This is a genomic window from Thiomonas sp. FB-6, assembly GCF_000377645.1.
GTDB lineage: Bacteria > Pseudomonadota > Gammaproteobacteria > Burkholderiales > Burkholderiaceae_C > Thiomonas_A.
In genome coordinates this window covers 14192-33751 of sequence record NZ_KB898494.1, presented here as the reverse complement: position 1 = coordinate 33751, position 19560 = coordinate 14192, and the positions used below count along the sequence as shown (strand labels likewise).

Below are 19560 nucleotides of genomic sequence, written 5' to 3'. Positions count from 1 at the left end.
TGATGCCAAACGAGAACGGTTCTCGTTTCATAGCTTTTTCCAGATCCATGGATTCCCAACCCCTGCTGTCCGAGGCGGCGCCTGCGCCCGGCTCCCCCGCGATTCCCCTGTCGGCCGTCGCGCGCGGTGCCGTCGCCGTCGTGCAGGAAGTGGGCGGCGGGCGCGCGATGATGCAGCGCATGCTGATGCTGGGCATTCGCCGGGGCGCGCCGTTGCGCCTGCTGCACGGCCCCGGCGCCCGCGGTGCCGTGGTGGGCGTGGGAGGCGCGCGCATCGCCCTGGGGCGCGACGTGGTCGAACTCATCCGCGTGCAGCTGGCCCCGGCCGCGCAAGGCGCTGAAGCCGCCGCTCCCGCGCAAGCCCTGGAGGCCGCGCGATGAGCGCCTGCCACGACAGCGCCTGCGACGACGGCGCCCGCGAGGCCCAGGGCCGGCGCGGGCGGGAGGGCTCGCGCCTGCCGGTGGTGGCGCTCGCGGGCAACCCGAACTGCGGCAAGACCACCGTGTTCAACCTGCTCACCGGGGCGCGCCAGCATGTGGGCAACTGGCCGGGCGTCACCGTGGAGAAGCGCAGCGGCCTGGCCCAGACGGGCACGCAGCGCGTCACGGTGATCGACCTGCCCGGGGTGTACAGCCTGCTCGGCGGCGGCGGCGTGGACCAGGACGTGGCGCGCGAATTCCTGCTCGGCGGAGACGTGGACCTAGTGGTCAACGTGGTCGACGCCTCGAACCTGGAGCGCCACCTCGCGCTCAGCGCCGAGCTGCTCGAGAGCGGGCGGCCGATGGTGCTGGCGCTGAACATGGTGGACGAGGCGCAGGCGCTGGGCCTGGAGCCGCAGTTGCAGACCCTGTCGGACTTGCTGGGTCTGCACGTGGTGCCGATGGTGGCGCGCAGCGGGCGCGGGCGCAAGGCCCTGAACGAAGCGATCGACCAGGCGCTGCGCCAGCCGGCGCATCCCCGTGCCCCGCAGTACGGGGCCGAGGTGGATGCCGCCATCGCGCGCGTGGCCGAATCGGTGGCCGGCCCCGCGGCCGGCCGGCCCCAGGGCAAGGCGCGCATCGAGGCGATCCGCCTGCTGGAAGACCTGGCCGAGGCGCCGGGGCCGGCCGCCGAGGCCGCGCTGCAGCAGGCACGGGCCGACATCGCCGCGAGCAGCGGCGAGACCGCCGCCGACATGGTGGCCGGAGCCCGCTTCGAATGGGCCCACGTGCTGGCGGCACAGGCCCTGCAGCGCCGCGGCAAGCCCGGCGCGCGCCAGCGCCTGACCGACCTGGTCGACCGCGTGGTGCTGCACGAATGGCTGGGCGTGCCGATCTTCCTGCTGGTGCTGTACCTGGTGTTCGTGCTGAGCTTCAACGGCGGCAACATCTTCACCGATTTCTTCGACCAGGGCTCGGCCGCGCTGCTCGTGGGCGGCCTGGGGCATGTGCTGCTGCAGGCCGGGCTGCCCGACTGGGTGGTCTCGGTGGTGGCCGGCGGCATGGGCGGCGGGGTCAACCTGGTGATCGCCTTCATTCCGCCCATCGGCCTGACCTTCCTGTTCCTGGCGCTGCTGGACGACTCGGGCTACATGGCCCGCGCGGCCTACGCGATGGACCGCTTCATGCGCCGCCTCGGACTGCCCGGCAATTCGCTGGTGCCCATGGTCATCGGCTTCGGCTGCAACGTGCCGGCCATCATGGGTTCGCGCATCATCGAGGACCGGCGCGGGCGCCTGCTGACGGTGCTCATGCAGCCTTTCATGTCCTGCTCGGCGCGCCTGACCATCTACATGGCCTTCGCCGTGGTGTTCTTCCGCTCCAACGGGGGGCAGGTGGTGTTCCTGCTGTATGCGCTGGGCATCGCGGTGGCGCTGCTCACCGCCTGGGTGCTTGGGCGCACCGCCATCCGCGGCGAGGCCACCCCCTTCGTGATGGAGCTTCCGCCCTACCGCCTGCCCAGCCTGCGCAGCGTGGTGTTGCAGAGCTGGCAGCGCCTGAAGGTGTTCATCCTGCGCGTGGGCAAGGTGATCACCGCCATCGGCCTGGTGTTGTTCATCCTGCCGGGCATCGGCTGGACCCCGCAGGGGCTGCGGGCCACGCCCATCGACCACTCGCTGCTGGCGCAGGCCAGCCGCGCCGTGGCCCCGGTGTTCGAGCCCATGGGCCTGCGCCGCGGCGACTGGCCCGCGGTGGCCGGGCTGGTCGCGGGCGCCGCGGCCAAGGAAGTGGTGATCGGCACCCTCAACGGCATCTACCAGCGCCAGCAGGCCGCGGACGCGCTGGAGAACTACCGCAACCCGCGGGTGCTGGACAAGTTGCGCGAAGCCCTGGCCACGATCCCCGCCAATGCGAAGGCCTTCGCGGGCGCCCTGATCGACCCGCTCGGACTGCACGACCTGGGCACCACCGAGCAGGCCGTGCAGGCCTCGGGCGCCAGCAATGCCACGCTGGCGGGGTTGGCCTCGGCCTTCACCCCGCTGTCCGCCTTCGCCTACCTGGTATTCGTGCTGCTGTACGTGCCCTGCGCCAGCACCATGGGCGCGCTGCGCCGCGAGGTGGGCTGGGGCTGGATGGCCTTCTCCATCGCCTACGGCATCGGCGTGGCGTGGGCGGCGGCCACCATCGTGTTCCAGGCTGGAACCTTCGCCGAGCACCCGGCGGGCTCGGCCGGTTGGATCGGCGCCTGCCTGCTGGGCTACGCGCTGCTGATCGTCGCACTGCGCCAGTACGGTAGAGGCTCGTTCCGCCTCGGCGGGATGCATCGCGCCTCGGGAGGGGCTTCGGCATGAACGGACCGCTGTTCCAGCTACGCGATCTGCTGCGCCGGCGCGGCATGGCCTCGGCCGCGCAGCTGGCCGCGGAATTGCGCCTGCCCGCGGGGGTGGTCGAGGACATGCTCGCCCACTGGAGCCGCCGCGGCCTGGTGGCGGGAGCCGAAGCCCCGGCCAGCGGGGCCTGCGCAAGCGGCGGCGGCTGTGCCAGCTGCGGCCAATGCGCCAGCGCGGCCGCGCCGGCGGTGCTGTACCGCTGGCGCGAGGCCCAGGCGCAGCGGCCGCCGCGCAGCATCCCGATCCTGGCGCGGGCCTGAGCCCGCGGCGGCGCGCCGCCGCCCGCCCCGCGAGCCTGTGCGCGTCGGGGCCTTAAGACTCGCCTCATGTTCGCTGCCTAGGATGCGGGAAAACCATGTCACAGCTTCCTTCGCACCGAAACCCCTTTCCCATGGCGCATTCCCCGCTGCCCTCCTCGCTGGTGCCCGAGAACGCGAAGGCCCGGGGCCTGCCCGCACTGGCCCGAGCGTTGAGGCAGGCCCTGCGCCCGCTGCTGTGCGCGGCCATGCTGGGCAGCGCCGGGCTGGCCCAGGCGGCCGGCGCGCCCGCGCGCATCGGCTACATCGACATCGAGCGCGTGCTGCAGGAATCGGCGCCCGCGCGCCAGGAAGCCCAGCAGTTGCGTCAGGAGTTCCTGCCCCGCAGCCAGAAGATCAAGGCCATGGAACAGGACCTCGCCGCGCAGCGGGCCAAGCTGCAGGACAACTCCCTGGTGATGTCGGAGGATCAGCGCATCACCGCGCGCACGCGCATCACCGAACTCGCCCAGCACATCCAGGACGCCAAGCAGGCCTTCAACGAGGACCTGGACACCCAGCGCAGCGCCGACATCCAGTCGCTGCTCAAGCGCGCGCGCCTGGTGGTCAAGCGTATCGCCGCGCAACGGCACCTGGACGCCGTGTTCCAGAGCGCCGTGTACATCGACCCCAAGCTCGACCTGACCAACACGGTGATCCAGGCACTCGCGCAGCCTGGCGCCGGCAAGGACGCCAAGCCCTGAAGCTTTCTCCTCTTGTCTCCCCCTGCACTGGTTCGCGGAGCACGAAGGCCCCGCCTTCGTGTCTGCCAGGCAGTGCTTGAACCCGGCCATCGCGCCGGGTTTCTTTTGTGCGCGCAGGCCTTGCCGGGCCCTTACTGGAAGGCGTAGTGCCGCGTGGCGCTGAGGCGCGTGTCGTTTGGCGCGTGCTCCTGCAGCAGGGCCGAGAGCTCGCGTACCGCTTCGATGCATTCCTCGGTGCGGGGAAGCGAACCGTGCAGCAGCCAGCGCAAGGCCGCGCGCGTGGCATGCAGGTGCTGGCGTCCGAAGGAGCCCCAGGCCGCCTCGACGTGGTCGATGGCTTCGATGGCCCGCTGCGCCGAGGCCTCGGACGCACGGCAGCCCAGGCGGGCCTGCGCGAGCAGCAGGCGCGCGTGTTCGAGTTCGACCAGCAGGTCCTGGTAGATCTGCGCGGCGTAGGGGTTGGCGGGCATCGCAGATTCCTGGGTCCAGGGCTCCGGGCCCTGGTCTCGGCGAGGGCCGCGTATACCCGTACAACGAACGGGTAGCTGTCCCTGTTGTTGGTGTAAACCCTTAATCCAGGCCCGCCGGTGACCCGGCGTAACCGAGCTAACCTTTGGTAGCGTCCGCCTCGCCCGGATCGCCCATCTGCGGCGGCGGCACGCGGAAGAAACCCCAGGCCTGGGCGCGCTCGCCGAGGGCCTCGCTGGAGGTCCAGCTGATCAGCCAGGGTGCGCTGAGCAGTCCCAGGGTGATGGGCGAGAACCACAGCGCGATGGTCGGATCGACCCATGCGATGGCCGCGAAGCCCACGCCGAGCGCCAGGTGCTCACGCAGGTTGCGCAACACCGAGCGCACCGGGATGCGCCGGGCCTCGCGGGTCTGGCTGGCCCAGCCGGAGGGAATGCCCAGCGCCAGCGCCGCCAGCGCCTTGGTCTGGTTCATCATGGTCACCGGGGCCATCAGGATGGCCATCGGCACGTCGAGGGCCACCGAGCGCAGCACCCCGCCGGCACCGCCGAAGGCGCGCCTGCGCACGGGCGAGGACAGCAGCCACACGGTGCCCATGAGCTTGGGGCCGAACAGCAGCAGCACGGTCAGCCACAGCACGACCGGCGAGGTCACGCCGATCAGCGTGGCCTGGCCCGAGAAGAACACCTGCAGCGCGCTGGTCAGCAGCAGCAGCAGCCAGCCCGGCGACGTGAGGTAGGCGGAGGCGCCGATCACCAGGTGCAGGCGGCTGGCCCAGTGCAGGCCCGTACTGTCGAGCACGCGCAGGTGCTGCAGGTTTCCCTGCATCCAGCGCCGGTCGCGCATCGCGTGGTCGACCATGGTCGGCGGGTATTCCTCGTAGCTGCCGTCGATCATCACCATGTGCACGGCCCAGCCCCTGCGCCGCAGCAGCGCCGACTCGAGCATGTCGTGACTCTGGATATGCCCGCCGAAGGGCGGCTTGCCCGGCAGTTCGGGCAGGCCGCAGCTCTGCGCGAAGGCGCGCGTGCGCACGATGGCGTTGTGGCCCCAGAAGTTGGCCTCCGAGCCGGACCACCACAGCAGCCCGGCGGTGGCGATGGGACCGTAGGCCTCGCTGGCGAACTGCATCCAGCGCTGGAACAGGGTGCGCGCGTTGGTGATCATGGGCACCGTCTGCAGCAGGCCGATGCTGGGGCGCTCCTCCATGATCGAGGCCATGCCGACGATGGCGTCGCCGGTCATCAGGCTGTCGGCGTCGAGCACCAGCATGCTCTCGTAGGCGGCGCCGAAGCGGCGCACCCAATCGGCGATGTTGCCGGGCTTGCGCGCGGTGTTGACGGGACGCCGGCGGTAATACACGGTGATCGGCGCCTCGCGCGCCAGCGCCTGCCAGGCCGCCTGCTCGCGCAGGCCGTTCTCGGCGCTGGAATCGCTGAGGATGAAAAAATCGATCCACGGCGCGCCGCCCGAGGCGGCGATGGAGCGGGCCATCGCCGCCACGCGGCCAAAGGTGGCGTCCACGTTCTCGTTGTACACCGGCATCAGCACCGCCACGCGGTGGCGCAGTGCCCGGGCCGGGCCGGGAATGGCCGTGAACCCCGGATGATCGCCACTGATCAGTTGCACGAAGCCGATGGCGGAATTGACGAAGCCGAAGGCGATCCAGCTGAACAGCGGCACGAACAGGACCAGCAGCACCAGGTCGAGCGGGTCGAGCCCGGCACGCGAGAAGGCCAGGCGCACCTCGGTGGAGGCCGACAGGCTGAGCACCGCGGTGGTGGCGATCAGCAGCAGGCGCTTGACCAGCAGGCCCGGCGGCTGGGTGCGCACCTCGATGGAGGCCGGCGGCGGCCCTTCGAGCTGCTGCACGGGCATATCCAGCGGCGCCTCGGCAGGCAGCATCGGGGGCGCCGCGGCGGAGCTCGTGGCCGAAGCCTGGGAACCGGGTTCGCTCATCGTTCCAGCGTGACCACCACGGTCTCGCTCAGGGCCTGGCTGCCGCGTTGCAGGAACACGCGGAAGTCCTTCTGCGCCAGCCCGGCCACGCGCATGTCCAGCGTGACCCGCCAGCGTGCGTCACGCCCGTCGATGGGGTGGGCCTGGAGGTTCAGGATCGCCGAGGCGGGAAGATTGCTCAGCGCGCGCACGCCGCTGCCCTCGCCCAGTCCGGCCAGCACCGGGCCGGCGAAGTCCAGCACGTACTTGCGCGTGGCCGGGTCGGGCGGCGTGTCGGTGGGCCCGGCGGGGCCGATCAGGATGTTGGCGCAATGGGCGTTGGCGTCGGTGCTGGGGTCGGCCGAGGTCCAGGTGAGGCGGTAGGCCATGTCACGGCGTTGCCCGGCCCGGACCGGCGCGTCGGACACCCAGAAGGCGCCGATGTTGTCCACGGTCTCGGAGATGGAGGCCATCTCGTACAGCATCACCGAACCGGTTCCCCAGTCGCCCCGGGGTTGCACCCACAGCGAGGGGCGGCGGTCGTAGAACAGCTGGTCGTCCTCGTAGTGGTCGAAATGGCGGTCGCGCTGCAGCAGGCCGAAGGCGCGCGGGTGGTCGGCGCGGAAACTGTGCATGCGCGCGGCCTGCGGATTGTGCAGCGGGCGCCAGATGTGTTCGCCGTTGCCGCTCCAGATGGCCAGGCCGTCGGAATCGTGCACCTCGGGGCGCCAGTCGCCGATCGGATGGGCCCGGGGCATGCCGTCCGCGCGGGTCTGGTCGTAGAGGAACATGCTGGTCTGCGGGGCGATGCCCAGGCGCTGGATGGCGCGCCGCGGAAACAACGCGCAGCGCACCTCCTGCACCATGTCCTTGCCCACGTTCCAGCGCGTGTCGATCTCGTAGGCCCCGCTCAGCGAAGGCCCGTCGAGCAGCGCATGCACGACCACGTGGTCGTCCCCGTGCTGCTGGATCCAGAAATCGGTGAAGGCGGGAAATTCCTCCGCGCCCGGCAGGCCCGTGTCCACGGCGATGCCGCGGGCGGACAGGCCGTAGCGGTTCTCGGTGCCCGAGCAGCGGAAATACGAGGCGCCGAGGAAGGCCATCCAGTCGGTGCGTCCGCTGGGGTCGAGCACGCGCCAGCCGGCCGGGTCGGCCTTGCCGTCGGCGCCGAACAGCCCCTGGGTATCCAGCAGCTCGCGCGCCATGCCGTGCTCGACGACGTGGATGCCCACCGCGTAGGGAGCCACCTCGCGCCGCGTGGGGAACAGGCGCACGGTGCCGGTCAGCGCCTCGGCCGAGGCGTAGGTCAGGCGCACGAAGCTGTCCCAGTCGGGCACCGCGCTGGCCGAGGGCTGGCGCGGCTCGAAGGGCCTGGCGGCGCGTTCGCGGGCCGCTCCGACCAGCCATTCCCAGGAAAAGGCACGCGGCGGCCCCCAGCGCCCGGGGTTCGCGGCATCCCCGGCATTCGCGGGATCCGCGGCGAAGGCGGCGCCCGGGCGCAAGAGGCCTGCGGCCAGCGAGGCGATGAGGGTGCCGGCCTGGCGGCGCGTGAGTCTGGGGGAATCGTGGGACATGGCTCGAAGGCCGGGCGGCGTGCGCCCGGCCGCCTTCAGGGTTTGGGGTTCGGAGTGGATCCGGGCGGAACGTCACGCCAGCCGATGATGGCCAGTTCGCCCGGGCGCAGGGCTCCGGCGAGCACCTGGGTGTGGCGCCCGTCGCTGGGTCCGGCCACGATGTCCACGCTGCGTGCGCTGCCGTCGCGGCCCAGCACGCAGATGCTGGAGCGCCCGAGCTGTGCCGAGCACTGCGGCGCGAAGGCCAGGGCCGCGTTGGGCACCAGCAGCACATGGCGCCGCTCCGGCAGGGTCACGCTCACGCGCACCCGCGCATGCAGGGGCACGCCGGGTTCGGGCGGCAGCGCGAACACCGCGCGGCGCCGGCTGGCCGAATCGGTGTCCACGCGCAGCAGCATGGCGCTGTATTCCCGAGCCTGGGCGCCGTCCACGCTCACCAGCGCGGGAGTGTCGGGTGCCAGCGCGCCGAGGCTGGGATCCAGCGGCACCGTGACCAGCGAGCCGGCACCCTTCGGGGCCATGCGCAGGATGGGCTGGCCCGCATGCACCCAGGTGCCGGGCGCGATCCGCTCCTCGCTGACCACGCCCGCCATGGGCGCGCGCGGCAGCATGGCGTCGAGACGTTGCATGTCCGCGTCCAGCCCCTGGCGGGCGAGATCGAGCAGGATGGCGTCGCGGCGCGATTCGAGCAGCGCGCGCGCGGCATCCGCGCGTGCCTGCTGCATCTCGTTCCAGGAGGGCACGCGCCCCGAGGACTCGCGCCAGACCTTCTCGAACCGAGCCAGTCGCTCGGAGGCGCTGCGCTGGCCGATGCGCGCGCGTTGGAGTTGTTGGCCCGCGGCGGCGAGCCGGCTGCGATCCAGGGCGATGGCCCTGGCGAGTTCCGAGGTGTCGAGCACCGCCACCGCCTCGCCCTGCGCCAGCTGCGTGCCCACCGCGTTGGGCAGCGCGCTGACCATGGCGTCGCTGGGCGCCTGCACCGTGATCTCGCCGTAGGGGCTCAGCGTGCCCTGCAGCGTGACGTGCGGCTGCAGGCTTGCGCGCGTGACCGGCACCATGTAGTACGGGGTGTTGTTGCCCTCGACGAAGCGCAACAGCAGCACGCCGGCGGCGATCAGCGCCAGCAGCAGCAAGCCGATGCTGATCCAGCGCCGGGCCCGGCTGCGCGGGCGCGCGCCCAGCAGGGTATCGACCGAGGAGGACGGCTGCGGCTCAGCCATGCCCGCACTCCCCCGCCGTCGCGCCGGCCGCGGGCGCAGGGTCCGGCACGCCGGACGCGACGCCGGGCACGGCGTCCAGTTCGCGCTGGCGAAGCGCCCACAGATGCACGGTGGCGCGGGCGGCCTCGGCGCGCAGCAACACCCGCGCCTCGCGGGCCGCGAGCGCCGAGGCCTCGGCCGCGTACACGGCGGCGAAGCCGCCGGTGCCCAGCTGATAGGCGGCGCGCGCATCCGCCGCGTTGCGCAGCGCGTCGCGCTCGACCCCGCGCAGCGCCTCCTCGCGCGCGGCCACGCGCTGCAGCGCGGCCAGGCGCGAGGCGGCGCGCGCGTCGCCATGGGGCAGCGAATCCGTGGGCGGCGCCAGCAGGCGAGGCACGCCGGCACCGTCGTCCACGACGGACTCCAGATCCTGCCCGGACATGCCGCAGGCCTGCGCCAGCGTGGCGACGGCGGCGGACAGGCGCTCGCGTTCGGCGTCCAGCGCGCTGGAATTGACGCCCAGCATCGCGCCCGCGAGCCCGCCGTCCACCGCGCTGGCCAGGCCGGCCTCGCGACGCCAGCGGGCGATGTCGGCGTTGTCGCGGAACTGGTCCTGGAACTGCTGCCCCAGGGCCAGCACCGCCTGCAGGCGGCGCAGCTTCAGGTAGTCCAGCGCCACCGCCTGCGCCTTGCGCTGGCGGGCCTCGGCCAGGCGCGAGGCACGGAGCCGCGGGTCCTGCACGGGGTAGCCGAGCAGGCCGCCCAGCCAGGCATGCAGGCGGTAGGACCACTGCGCGGAGCGCGCGCGGGCGGCCTCGAGCTCGGCGGCCTGCCGGCGCAGCCGGGGGTCGTGGGTGAGCGCGGAGTCCACCAGGCGTGCCAGCACCGGGTCACCGGCCTCGTTCCACCACGGCACGGGCGCCGGCTGGGCCTGCGCGCGCGCGGCGGGGACGCAGCGGCCGGCCGGCGCTCGCGGCGCGGCGCATCCGCTCAGCTCGCAGGTCAGCAGCAGCAATCCGGCCACGAGGGCCAGCAGTTTCCAGGCAATAGTGCTTCGCACGCTCGGTGGGCGGCAGGAATGACGGCATCCGGGATTGTACGGGTGCGCGCGCTCATGCCCCGGGTAGGGGCAGCGCGCGCCGCCGCGGGCGGCGGCGGTGCATGCCCTCCCGGGATAACCGATTCGACATCGACGCAAGCCATAAAGCGTATTTGCCCCTATAAAGCCCTTCTATAGCATCGTCGTCGCCAAGGCGTTTAGCGCTGGGTGGAAACCGGGTGCGGAGAAGTTTGCACTCTGGAATGGCCCGGCGGCCGAAAATGCCGAGGTTTTCCGCGCCGCGAATACCGGGCGACGCATCGCAACATGTTGCGTTTCATAACGATGAGGAGGAGATTTTCCATGGCTACAGAAAAACCCCGCCGAGTATTCGGCCCCGGACAGGAATCGCGGCGCAACCTGATCAAGACCGCGCTGGCCGGTGCGGCGATGAGCGCCACCGCACTGCCGGGACTGGCCCAGGCGGCGGAAACCGGGCAGTTTCCCTTCGTGGACCACCCGAAATGGCGTTTCGTGTTCGTCAACCACGTGACCACGAACCCCTTCTTCGTGCCGACCCAGTACGGCATCGAGGATGCCTGCAGGCTGCTCGGCTGTACCTACCAGTGGACCGGTTCGCAGAATTCGATCGCGACCGAGATGGTCAACTCGATGAATGCCGCCATCGCCTCCCACGCCGATGCCATCGCCGTGTGCCTGGTGGATCCGCATGCCTTCAACGACCCGACGGACCGTGCGCTGCAGGCCGGCATCCCGGTGTTCTCCTACAACGCCGACGTGAGCGGTAACCACCGCCTGGCCTATATCGGCCAGGACCTGTACAACGCCGGCATGGCGCTGGGCGAGCACATCGTCAGCCTGGTGGAATCGGGCGACGTGGCCGGCTTCATCGCCACCCCGGGCCAGCTCAACATCCAGCCGCGCCTGGACGGCGCGCGCGACGCCATCAAGAAGTCCGGCAAGAAGATCACGCTGCACGAAGTCTCCAGCGGCGCGAAGGTGAACGAGGAGTTCTCGGCCGTCGAGGCCTTCTACCTCGGCCACCCCAACCTGAAGGGCATGTTCGCGGTGGACGCCGGCAGCACCGAGGCGGTGGGCGCGACCATGCGCAAGCACGGCCTGGCCAAGAAGGGGGTCAAGGCGGGCGGTTTCGACATGCTGCCCGGTACCCTCAAGGAAATCCACGAGGGCAACCTGGACTTCACCATCGACCAGCAACCCTACCTGCAAGGCTTCTACACCGTGCTGGAGATGTTCCTGTACATGATGTCGGGCGGCCTGACCGGCCCGTCGGACATCAACACCGGCCTGAAGTTCGTCACCGCGAGCAGCGTCGGACCGTACCTGAACACCACCAGCCGCTTCGAGGGCAATGCGAAGGATCAGAAGCTCATTGCCCGCAAGGGGCCGATCGGAGCGGTCTGAGCAACGATGAAAGCTGAAACCAACGTGAACGGATCGCGCGATGCCGGGACGGCATCGGCGCGACCCGCCTCGGGGGTGATGCAGGGGTGCCGGAGCCTGCTCCGGCGCGCCCTCCAGTGGCGCGAGACCGGGATCCTGGTCGCGGTCGTGCTCCTGCTCGCCTATTTCCAGTTCGCTTCCCGCTATTTCCTGTCCTGGGACAACCTCGGAGTCCTCGGCCAATACGCCGCGGCTCCTGCCATCATCGCCGCCGGCGAGGTCATGGTGCTGATCTGCGGCGAGTTGGACCTGTCCGCCGGACAGGTCTACGCCATGGCTCCCTTCGTCATGTACTTCGCGCAGCGCGCGGGAGCCCCCATCCTGCTCGCCGTGGTGCTGGCGGTGCTGGCCGCGGGGGTCGTCGGCCTGCTCAACGGTCTGATCACCGTGGGGCTGCGCATCCCGTCCTTCGTCACCACACTGGGCATGCTGTTTTTCATCAACGGCTTCAACCTCACCATCTCCGGCGGCTTCCCGGTGCAACCGGCCACCCATGGCATCGTGGCCGTGGTGCTGGGCCAGAACGCGCTGGTCGACGTGATCTGGGCCGTGGCGATCGCCATCGTGTTCCAGGCCTTCCTGACCAAGACCCGATGGGGCCTGCACACCCTGGCCACCGGGGGCAATCCGATCGGTGCGGCCGAGGTGGGCATTCCCATCGACCTGGTGCGCGTGGGCAACTTCGTGCTGTGCAGTGCGCTGGCGGGCTTCGCCGGGGTGCTCGACGCCTTCCGCATCGGCTCCATCGACCCGCTGGCGGGAGGCTCGCAGATCATGTTCATGGCCATCGCCTCGTCGGTGATCGGCGGCACCCTGCTGACCGGCGGCTCGGGCACCGTCATCGGTGCGCTGCTGGGCGCGGTGGCGCTGGGCGTGCTCAAGGACGGATTCACCATCCTCGGGGTCAGCGCCTACACCTTCGACATGATCCTGGGCGCGGCGATCGTGGTGACCATGTTCATGAACGTGCGCCTGAACCGCATCCGCGAACGGGGGAGCAAGTGATGTCCGATACCCAGTCCCTGCCCGAGTCCCTGCCCCAGGCGCAGGCCGCCGGCGACGCCGGCGTGGTGCTGCGCGGCGAACACCTGTCCAAGCGCTTCGGCGCGGTGACCGCGCTGCAGGACGTGAACTTCAGCCTGCGCCGCGGCGAGGTGCTCGCCCTGCTGGGCGACAACGGCGCCGGCAAGTCCACGCTGATGAAGATCCTCACCGGCTACCAGCAGCCCAGCAGCGGACAGCTGTTCATGGACGGCAAGCCGGTGAAGCTCGAATCGGTGGGTCATGCGCGCGAATGCGGCATCGAGACCGTCTACCAGGACCTGGCCGTGGTCAGCGGCCTGAGCGTGTTCCGCAACATGTTCCTGCGGCGCGAGCTCACCCGCGGCGGCTTCCTGCGCATCCTCGACGACCGCAGCATGCGCAAGCAGGCGGCCGAACACCTGCGGAACATCGGGGTCAACGTGCCCTCGGTGGACGTGGAGATCGCCAAGCTCTCGGGCGGCCAGCGCCAGGCGGTGGCGGTGGCGCGCGCGGTCTACACCAAGGCGCGCATCCTGTTGCTCGACGAGCCGACCGCCGCCATGGGCGTGCGCGAGAGCGCGCAGATCCTCGACCTGATCAAGCGCCTGCGCGACACCGGCGAGGTCTCGGTGATCATCGTCGCGCACAACTACGCGCAGGTGTTCGACGTGTGCGACCGGGTCAACCTGCTGCAGAACGGACGCATCACCTTCGACCGCGAGACCCGCGAGACCTCGATCCAGGAACTCACCGACATCGTGGTCAACGAGTACCGCCAGGCGCGCCAGCCCCAGGCCACGGCTTGAGTGACGACCCCCACGCTCGCTACGCTCGCTGCCCCCCCAGGGGGCTCAGTCGGCTTGGGGCGGCCCTGCGCCGACTGATGGACAGCCCCCACGCTCGCTAACGCTCGCTGCCCCCCCAGGGGGCTCAGTCGGCTTGGGGCGGCCCTGCGCCGACTGATGGACAGCCCCCACGCTCGCTAACGCTCGCTGCCCCCCCAGGGGGCTCAGTCGGCTTGGGGCGGCCCTGCGCCGACTGAGGGCTGGCTGGCCCGGAGCCGGACGGGAGGTCCGGCTCCGGGAGCTTCAGGACGACACCCAGCCTCCGTCGACGATGAACTCCTGCGCGTTGCACAGCGCGCTGTCGTCGGCGGCCAGGAACAGGGCCATGCTGGCCACGTGCTCGGGACGCACGCGGGTCTTGAGGAACTGGTTGGCGTCGATCACCTTCTCGGACTCGGGGTTGACCCACAGGCGCAGCTGGCGCTCGGTCATCACCCAGCCGGGCACCAGGGTGTTGACCCGGATGTTGTGCACCCCGAGGTCACGCGCCAGGCTGCGCGTGAGCCCGTGCGCGGCGGCCTTCGCGGCCGCGTACACCGGCACGTCGGCCGTGCCCATGCGCCAGCTCACCGAGCCGAAGTTGATGATCGATCCCCCGCCCAGCGCCTGCATCTGCGGCGCCACCGCCTGCGCGGCGAAGAACATCGGGCGCAGGTTGACGGCCATGCGCTCGTCCCAGTAGTCGACGCTCACGTCCTGGATGCGATGCCGGTCGTCGCTGGCCGCATTATTGACCAGCACCGAGATATTGCCGTTGCGCCGGCGCGCCTCCTCGATGCAGCCCTGCAGCGCGGAAATGTCGCGGATGTCGCAGCGCATGAATTCCGGCCGCGTCCCGGTTTGTGCGTGAACCGACTCCACCAGATCCTGGCTGGCCTGTTCGGCGATATCCACGAAAACCACCCTGGATCCCTGGCGCGCGAAGCCCCGGGTGAGGCTGGCGCCGATGCCGCTGCCCCCGCCGGTGATGAACACGCTGCGCTCGCGCAGGCTCGGGTAGACGGCCTCCTGATCGGGCATTTCGCTTCTCCTCCATGTTGTCGAAGTGTCCGATATTGGAACCACAAAATCCCCGCGTGCGGATGTCAAAACCATCATGCCTGAATAAGGAAAGCGGCATTAACGCCACCGGGCCCGGTTGCTAGCATCCTTCGACATGTTCCGTTTCGAAAAGCGGCCTCGCGCCGAGAAAGGCTTGACAGGATGACAGACAGCAAGAAGCCGGCGCGGCGCAGCCAGGCGTGGTTCGGACGCGAGGACCGCGACGGCTTCGTCTACCGCAGCTGGATGAAGAACCAGGGACATCCGCACGACTTGTTCGACGGGCGCCCGATCATCGGCATCTGCAACACCTGGTCGGAGCTGACCCCCTGCAACGCGCACCTGCGCGAACTCGCCGACTGGGTCAAGCGCGGGGTCTGGGAGGCCGGCGGCTTTCCGCTGGAGTTCCCGGTGATGTCCCTGGGCGAGACCCAACTGCGCCCCACCGCCATGCTGTTCCGCAACCTGGCGAGCATGGACGTGGAGGAATCCATCCGCGGCAATCCCATCGACGGCGTGGTGCTGATGATGGGCTGCGACAAGACCACGCCCTCGCTGATGATGGGCGCGGCCAGCGTGGACCTGCCCACCATCGGCCTGTCCGGCGGGCCCATGCTCACCGGGCGCTTCCGCGGTGCCACGCTGGGCTCGGGCACCGGCGTGTGGCGCATGTCCGAGGAGGTGCGCGCGGGGACCATGACCATGGAGGAATTCGTCGAGGCCGAGTCCTGCATGCACCGCTCCAAGGGGCATTGCATGACCATGGGAACGGCATCGAGCATGGCCTGCATGGTGGAGTCGCTGGGCATGGCCCTGCCCGGCAACGCCGCCATCCCCGCGGTGGACGCGCGCCGCTTCACGCTGGCGCAGCTCACCGGGCGGCGCATCGTGGACATGGTGCGCGAGGACCTGCGCATGTCGCGCATCCTGCGCCGCGAGGCCTTCGTCAACGCCATCCGCACCAACGCGGCGATCGGCGGGTCGACCAACGCGGTGATCCACCTGCTGGCGCTGGCCGGACGCATCGGCGTGGACCTGAAGCTCGATGACTGGGACAAGCTGGGCTCGCACCTGCCCTGCATCGTCGACCTGCAGCCCTCGGGCGAGGCGCTGATGGAGGACTTCTTCTACGCCGGCGGCCTGCCCGTGGTGCTGCGCGAACTGGCCGAGCAGGGCCTGCTGGAGCGCGACGCGCTGACCGTGAACGGCCGCTCGCTGTGGGACAACGTGCGCGACGCCGAGTGTTTCAACCGCGAGGTGATCCGCCCGTGGAACCGGCCGCTGCGCCCGGAGGCCGGCATCGCCGTGCTGCGCGGCAACCTGGCGCCCGAGGGCGCCGTGATCAAGCCCTCGGCGGCCACGCCGGAACTGCTGCGGCATCGCGGGCGCGCGGTGGTGTTCGAGAACATCGAGCATTTCCACGAGCGCATCAACGACGAGTCGCTGGACGTGGACGAGAACTGCATCCTGGTGCTGAAGAACTGCGGCCCGCGCGGCTACCCCGGCATGGCCGAGGTGGGCAACATGCCGCTGCCGCCGAAGCTGCTGCGCAAGGGCGTGCGCGACATGGTGCGCATCTCGGATGCGCGCATGAGCGGCACCGCCTACGGCACGGTGGTGCTGCACACCTCGCCGGAGGCCGCGGCCGGCGGCCCGCTGGCCCTGGTGCGCGACGGGGACATGATCAGCCTGGACGTGCCGGCGCGCTCCCTGAGCCTGGAGATCAGCGACGAGGAGATGGCCGCGCGCCGCGCGGCCTGGCAGCCCCCGCCCAAGCCCGAACGCGGCTGGGCCCGCCTGTACGTGGAGCATGTGCAGCAGGCCAGCCGCGGCGCCGACCTGGACTTCCTGGTCGGCGGCAGCGGGTCCGAGGTTGCGCGCGATTCGCACTGAGGCCCGCACTGAGGCCCGCGCGGCCGCCCCGCTCGGGCCCGGCCGCCGCGGCCCTTCAGGCTTGCGTGCGCGCGGCCGTGTGCTCGGCCGCGCGGCGCACGGCCTGGATCAGCTGCATCGCGCCGGGGGACAGGCGGCGCCCCTTCTGGCGCACGATGCCGAAGGGCTTGAGGCTGAAGCCCTCCTCGAAGCGCAGCACATGGAAACGCCTGGGATCGAAGGCCAGCCGCGCCACGTCGCTGGACATCGCGGTGATGGCGTCGGTGCGCCCGATCAGCGCCATCGACACCAGCACCGAGCGAGTCTCGATGGTCTGGCGCGGCAGCGCCACGCCGCTGCGCAGGAACTGTTCGCTGACCCGCTGGCGCAGCAGGCCGTCGGGAGGCTCCAGCACCCAGGGGTACTCGGCCAGTTCGCCCAGGCCCACGGTGTCGCGGGTGCACAGCGGGTGGCCCTGGCGGCACACGAGGCTGAGCTGCTCCTCGGCCAGGTTCTCGTAGATGAAACGATTGCCCTGCAGCTTGTCGGGAATGCGCGCCAGCACCAGGTCGTACTTGCCCTCGGCCAGCGCCTCCACCAGGCTCTGGCTCACGTCGGTGTCGATGGACACGCGCAACTGGGGAGACTCCAGGTGCAGGCGCTCGATGGCCTGGGCCAACAGGTCGATGCCCGGCGCCACGGTTCCGACCACCACGCGCCCGCTGTTGCCCTCGCGCAGCGCGGCGAGCTCCTCGCCGGCGTTGTCCAGCTCGGCGATGATGCTGCGCGAATGGCGGATCAGCACCTCGCCGTACCAGTTCGGCTCCACGCCGCGCGGGTGGCGCTCGAACAGGCTGACCCCGAGCAGGTACTCCAGCTCGGCCAGCAGCTTGGAGGCGGCCGGCTGGCTCATGCCCAGTTGCTCGGCGGCGCGATGGATGTTCCGATGCTCGTCCAGCGCGGCGAACAACTGGAGATGGCGCAACTTGAGCCGCGCGCGCTGGAACCAGTCGCCGTGGGGAGTGGTCATGAAAATCGGATGCAGGATGTTCGAGATATCCGAATATAGATCGTAAATGCGCAAAATCTGGAGAAATTGTCATGCATGACGTGCAATGTCTGTGGCAGGCGCGCACCGAACTGGGCGAGGGCCCGGTGTGGGTGCCGCGCCTGGATACGCTGCTGTTCGTGGACATCGACGCCTCGCGCCTGCTGAGCTGGCGCCGCGGCGACGCGCGCCAGCGGGAATGGTCCCTGCCGGAAGCCTGCTGCTGGCTGATCGAGCGCGCCGACGGCGACGGCTTCCTGGCCGGCCTGCGCACTCGCATCGTGCACCTGCGCGTGGACGATGCCGGACCGCGCGTGGTGTCCGAGTGGGCGCGCCCCGAAGCCCACCTGCCGGGCAACCGCTTCAACGACGCCAAGGCCGACGCCCAGGGACGCGTGTGGGCCGGCACCATGGACAACTCCGAGAAGGCCGTCAGCGGCTCGCTGTACCGCATCGACGGCCGCGAGCTGCTGCGCGTGGACCATCCCTACGGCATCGCCAACGGCCCCGCCTTCAGCCCCGACGGGCGCACGCTGTACCACACCGACACCGCGGCGCGCACCATCTACGCCTTCGACTGCTCGCCCGAGGGCGAACTCGGCGCCAGGCGCGCGCACCTGCGCTTCGAGGGCGACGAGGGCTACCCCGACGGCATGTGCTGCGACGCCGACGGCGGCCTGTGGGTGGCGCATTTCGGCGGCAGCCGGGTGAGTCGCTTCACGCCCGACGGCCGGCTGGATCGCCGCATCGCCCTGCCCGCCTCGCAGGTCACCTCCTGCGCCTTCGGCGGCGAGCACCTCGACGAGCTGTACGTGACCACCGCCGCCCGCGGGCGTGACGACGAGCCCCTGGCCGGCGCGCTGTTCCGGCTGCACCCCGGCGTGCGCGGCCTGCCGCCGGGCCGCTTCGGCAAACCCGCCCCCCAGGAGAGTGCACGATGACCGGGAACTCCACCGCGCCGCTGCCGGCGCTCGATCTCTCGGCCCGCCAGGTGCTGCCCGCCGACCCCGACGCCTTGCTGGTGGGCCGTGCCTGGCTGCCCGAGGCCGGCGGCCCCGCGGTGGTCACCCTGCGCGCAGGCGAGGTGTTCGACATCACCAGCCGCGAGGCGCCCACGGTGCGCGACCTGTTCGAGGCCACCGATCCCGCGGCGCTGGTGGCGTCCGCCCCCGGGCGCAGCCTGGGCGGCGTGGACGCCCTGCTGCGCAACAGCGACGAACAGCTGCGCGACCCGGGCCGCCCCTGGCTGCTGGCCCCCGTCGATCTGCAGGCGCTCAAGGCGGCCGGAGTGACCTTCGCCGCCAGCCTGCTGGAGCGCCTGATCGAGGAACAGTCCAAGGGCGTGCCCGAGCGCGCCGCCGAACTGCGCCGCGACATGGTGGCGCTGATCGGCACGGACCTGGCCCGGCTGGTGCCGGGCTCGGAACAGGCGCAGGCGCTCAAGCGCAGGCTGACCGAGCGCGGACTGTGGTCCCAGTACCTGGAGGTGGGCATCGGGCCCGATCCGGAGATCTTCACCAAGGCGCAGCCCCTGTCGGGCGTGGGCCTCGGTGCCCACGCGGGCATCCATCCGCAATCGCGCTGGAACAACCCGGAGCCGGAAGTGGCGCTGGTGCTGTCCAGCAGCGGACGCATGGTCGGCGCCACGCTGGCCAACGACGTCAACCTGCGCGACTTCGAGGGCCGCTCGGCCCTGCTGCTGAGCATGGCCAAGGACAACAACGCCAGCTGCGCCATCGGCCCCTTCGTGCGTCTGTTCGACGCCCGCTGGGGCGAGCGCGAACTCGAGCGCGTGGAACTGGCCTTGCGCGTGGTGGGCGCCGACGGCTTCGTGCTCGAGGGCTCCAGCAACATGGCGCAGATCAGCCGCTCGCCGCGTGCGCTGGCGCAGGCGCTGCATGCCATGCACCAGTACCCCGACGGCGCGGTGCTGCTGCTGGGCACGCTGTTCGCGCCCATCCAGGATCGCGGCGCGGCGGGCCAGGGCTTCACCCACCACCTCGGCGACGTGGTGTCGATCCGCACCCCGGACCTGGGCGCCCTGTGCAACCGCGTGATGCCCAGCGACCGCTGCGCGCCGTGGACCCAGGGTGCCGGCGCGCTGATGCGCAACCTCGCCGGGCGCGGCCTGCTGGGCTGACGCAGTCCGCACGATCCCTTCCCCGCGCACGCGCCTCCCGCAACGACCCTGGCACCGCGTGCGCCTTGTCCATCCCTTC

At 70.9% G+C, this 19560-nt stretch carries 17 protein-coding genes; 10 read left to right on the top strand and 7 right to left on the bottom strand.

Annotated elements, in window-relative coordinates; translation table 11 throughout:
* Positions 1 to 47: 47 nt before the first annotated feature.
* The 4 genes from D466_RS22925 to D466_RS0114865 all read left to right on the top strand — a co-directional run bounded on the left by D466_RS22925 (position 48) and on the right by D466_RS0114865 (position 3809).
* Positions 48 to 380 (top strand): FeoA family protein, encoded by a 333-nt coding sequence (locus D466_RS22925; RefSeq protein ID WP_018914505.1) that lies wholly within the window; start codon positions 48 to 50, stop codon positions 378 to 380.
* Entirely contained in the window at positions 377 to 2770 is a 2394-nt protein-coding gene (gene feoB / locus D466_RS0114875; protein WP_018914504.1) for a Fe(2+) transporter permease subunit FeoB, read from the top strand. The genes D466_RS22925 and feoB overlap by 4 nt, the downstream gene beginning before the upstream one ends.
* Positions 2767 to 3069, top strand: a complete 303-nt coding sequence (locus D466_RS0114870) for a FeoC-like transcriptional regulator (protein WP_018914503.1) — start codon at positions 2767 to 2769, stop codon at positions 3067 to 3069. Before feoB ends, D466_RS0114870 begins: the two co-directional genes overlap by 4 nt.
* Positions 3070 to 3200: 131 nt before the next feature.
* On the top strand, positions 3201 to 3809 hold the full coding sequence (locus D466_RS0114865; RefSeq protein ID WP_018914502.1) for an OmpH family outer membrane protein: 609 nt from the start codon (positions 3201 to 3203) through the stop codon (positions 3807 to 3809).
* 131 nt (positions 3810 to 3940) lie between these two features.
* Here D466_RS0114865 and D466_RS0114860 read toward each other — a convergent pair whose 3' ends face one another.
* The 5 genes from D466_RS0114860 to D466_RS24495 all read right to left on the bottom strand — a co-directional run bounded on the left by D466_RS0114860 (position 3941) and on the right by D466_RS24495 (position 10048).
* Complete coding sequence (locus D466_RS0114860) at positions 3941 to 4279, bottom strand: hypothetical protein (protein WP_018914501.1); 339 nt, start codon at positions 4277 to 4279, stop codon at positions 3941 to 3943.
* 136 nt (positions 4280 to 4415) lie between these two features.
* On the bottom strand, positions 4416 to 6236 hold the full coding sequence (gene mdoH / locus D466_RS0114855) for a glucans biosynthesis glucosyltransferase MdoH (RefSeq protein WP_081629973.1): 1821 nt from the start codon (positions 6234 to 6236) through the stop codon (positions 4416 to 4418).
* A complete protein-coding gene (locus D466_RS0114850; RefSeq protein ID WP_018914499.1) occupies positions 6233 to 7789 on the bottom strand; it encodes a glucan biosynthesis protein D in 1557 nt (518 codons plus the stop codon). Before D466_RS0114850 ends, mdoH begins: the two co-directional genes overlap by 4 nt.
* Positions 7790 to 7824: 35 nt before the next feature.
* Complete coding sequence (locus D466_RS0114845) at positions 7825 to 9009, bottom strand: efflux RND transporter periplasmic adaptor subunit (protein WP_018914498.1); 1185 nt, start codon at positions 9007 to 9009, stop codon at positions 7825 to 7827.
* A complete protein-coding gene (locus D466_RS24495; protein WP_196803492.1) occupies positions 9002 to 10048 on the bottom strand; it encodes a type I secretion system protein TolC in 1047 nt (348 codons plus the stop codon). The genes D466_RS0114845 and D466_RS24495 overlap by 8 nt, the downstream gene beginning before the upstream one ends.
* A 342-nt stretch (positions 10049 to 10390) precedes the next feature.
* Between D466_RS24495 and D466_RS0114835 the strand changes: the two genes are divergently transcribed.
* Genes D466_RS0114835 through D466_RS0114825 form a run of 3 tightly spaced genes read left to right on the top strand, consistent with a single transcriptional unit; the run spans position 10391 to position 13341 of the window.
* Complete coding sequence (locus D466_RS0114835) at positions 10391 to 11473, top strand: sugar ABC transporter substrate-binding protein (RefSeq protein ID WP_018914496.1); 1083 nt, start codon at positions 10391 to 10393, stop codon at positions 11471 to 11473.
* Between the two features lie 6 nt (positions 11474 to 11479).
* On the top strand, positions 11480 to 12517 hold the full coding sequence (locus tag D466_RS0114830; RefSeq protein WP_196803491.1) for an ABC transporter permease: 1038 nt from the start codon (positions 11480 to 11482) through the stop codon (positions 12515 to 12517).
* Positions 12517 to 13341 (top strand): ATP-binding cassette domain-containing protein, encoded by an 825-nt coding sequence (locus D466_RS0114825; protein ID WP_018914494.1) that lies wholly within the window; start codon positions 12517 to 12519, stop codon positions 13339 to 13341. The genes D466_RS0114830 and D466_RS0114825 overlap by 1 nt, the downstream gene beginning before the upstream one ends.
* 282 nt (positions 13342 to 13623) lie before the next feature.
* On the opposite strand, the gene D466_RS0114820 is transcribed toward D466_RS0114825, so the two are convergent.
* Positions 13624 to 14400: an SDR family NAD(P)-dependent oxidoreductase gene (locus tag D466_RS0114820; protein ID WP_018914493.1), complete on the bottom strand. Its 777-nt coding sequence runs from the start codon at positions 14398 to 14400 to the stop codon at positions 13624 to 13626.
* 183 nt (positions 14401 to 14583) lie between these two features.
* On the opposite strand from D466_RS0114820, the gene D466_RS0114815 reads away from it, so the two are divergent.
* Positions 14584 to 16314 carry an IlvD/Edd family dehydratase gene (locus tag D466_RS0114815; RefSeq protein ID WP_018914492.1) on the top strand — a complete coding sequence of 577 codons (1731 nt, stop codon included), beginning with the start codon at positions 14584 to 14586 and terminating at the stop codon, positions 16312 to 16314.
* Between the two features lie 55 nt (positions 16315 to 16369).
* On the opposite strand, the gene D466_RS0114810 is transcribed toward D466_RS0114815, so the two are convergent.
* Positions 16370 to 17323 (bottom strand): LysR substrate-binding domain-containing protein, encoded by a 954-nt coding sequence (locus D466_RS0114810; protein ID WP_018914491.1) that lies wholly within the window; start codon positions 17321 to 17323, stop codon positions 16370 to 16372.
* Positions 17324 to 17394: 71 nt separating this feature from the next.
* Between D466_RS0114810 and D466_RS0114805 the strand changes: the two genes are divergently transcribed.
* Positions 17395 to 18282 carry an SMP-30/gluconolactonase/LRE family protein gene (locus D466_RS0114805; protein WP_018914490.1) on the top strand — a complete coding sequence of 296 codons (888 nt, stop codon included), beginning with the start codon at positions 17395 to 17397 and terminating at the stop codon, positions 18280 to 18282.
* On the top strand, positions 18279 to 19481 hold the full coding sequence (locus tag D466_RS0114800) for a fumarylacetoacetate hydrolase family protein (RefSeq protein WP_018914489.1): 1203 nt from the start codon (positions 18279 to 18281) through the stop codon (positions 19479 to 19481). Before D466_RS0114805 ends, D466_RS0114800 begins: the two co-directional genes overlap by 4 nt.
* Positions 19482 to 19560 lie beyond the last annotated feature (79 nt).

What these genes read in the sequence shown, in the direction of transcription:
- D466_RS22925 (WP_018914505.1), top strand. Translation starts at nt 48, where the DNA reads ATGGATTCCCAACCCCTGCTGTCCGAGGCGGCGCCTGCGCCCGGCTCC.
- mdoH (WP_081629973.1), bottom strand. Translation starts at nt 6,236, where the DNA reads ATGAGCGAACCCGGTTCCCAGGCTTCGGCCACGAGCTCCGCCGCGGCG.
- D466_RS0114820 (WP_018914493.1), bottom strand. Translation starts at nt 14,400, where the DNA reads ATGCCCGATCAGGAGGCCGTCTACCCGAGCCTGCGCGAGCGCAGCGTG.
- D466_RS0114800 (WP_018914489.1), top strand. Translation starts at nt 18,279, where the DNA reads ATGACCGGGAACTCCACCGCGCCGCTGCCGGCGCTCGATCTCTCGGCC.
- D466_RS0114825 (WP_018914494.1), top strand. Translation starts at nt 12,517, where the DNA reads ATGTCCGATACCCAGTCCCTGCCCGAGTCCCTGCCCCAGGCGCAGGCC.
- feoB (WP_018914504.1), top strand. Translation starts at nt 377, where the DNA reads ATGAGCGCCTGCCACGACAGCGCCTGCGACGACGGCGCCCGCGAGGCC.
- D466_RS0114845 (WP_018914498.1), bottom strand. Translation starts at nt 9,009, where the DNA reads ATGGCTGAGCCGCAGCCGTCCTCCTCGGTCGATACCCTGCTGGGCGCG.
- D466_RS0114810 (WP_018914491.1), bottom strand. Translation starts at nt 17,323, where the DNA reads ATGACCACTCCCCACGGCGACTGGTTCCAGCGCGCGCGGCTCAAGTTG.
- D466_RS0114860 (WP_018914501.1), bottom strand. Translation starts at nt 4,279, where the DNA reads ATGCCCGCCAACCCCTACGCCGCGCAGATCTACCAGGACCTGCTGGTC.
- D466_RS0114870 (WP_018914503.1), top strand. Translation starts at nt 2,767, where the DNA reads ATGAACGGACCGCTGTTCCAGCTACGCGATCTGCTGCGCCGGCGCGGC.
- D466_RS0114835 (WP_018914496.1), top strand. Translation starts at nt 10,391, where the DNA reads ATGGCTACAGAAAAACCCCGCCGAGTATTCGGCCCCGGACAGGAATCG.
- D466_RS0114850 (WP_018914499.1), bottom strand. Translation starts at nt 7,789, where the DNA reads ATGTCCCACGATTCCCCCAGACTCACGCGCCGCCAGGCCGGCACCCTC.
- D466_RS0114830 (WP_196803491.1), top strand. Translation starts at nt 11,480, where the DNA reads ATGAAAGCTGAAACCAACGTGAACGGATCGCGCGATGCCGGGACGGCA.
- D466_RS0114815 (WP_018914492.1), top strand. Translation starts at nt 14,584, where the DNA reads ATGACAGACAGCAAGAAGCCGGCGCGGCGCAGCCAGGCGTGGTTCGGA.
- D466_RS0114805 (WP_018914490.1), top strand. Translation starts at nt 17,395, where the DNA reads ATGCATGACGTGCAATGTCTGTGGCAGGCGCGCACCGAACTGGGCGAG.
- D466_RS0114865 (WP_018914502.1), top strand. Translation starts at nt 3,201, where the DNA reads ATGGCGCATTCCCCGCTGCCCTCCTCGCTGGTGCCCGAGAACGCGAAG.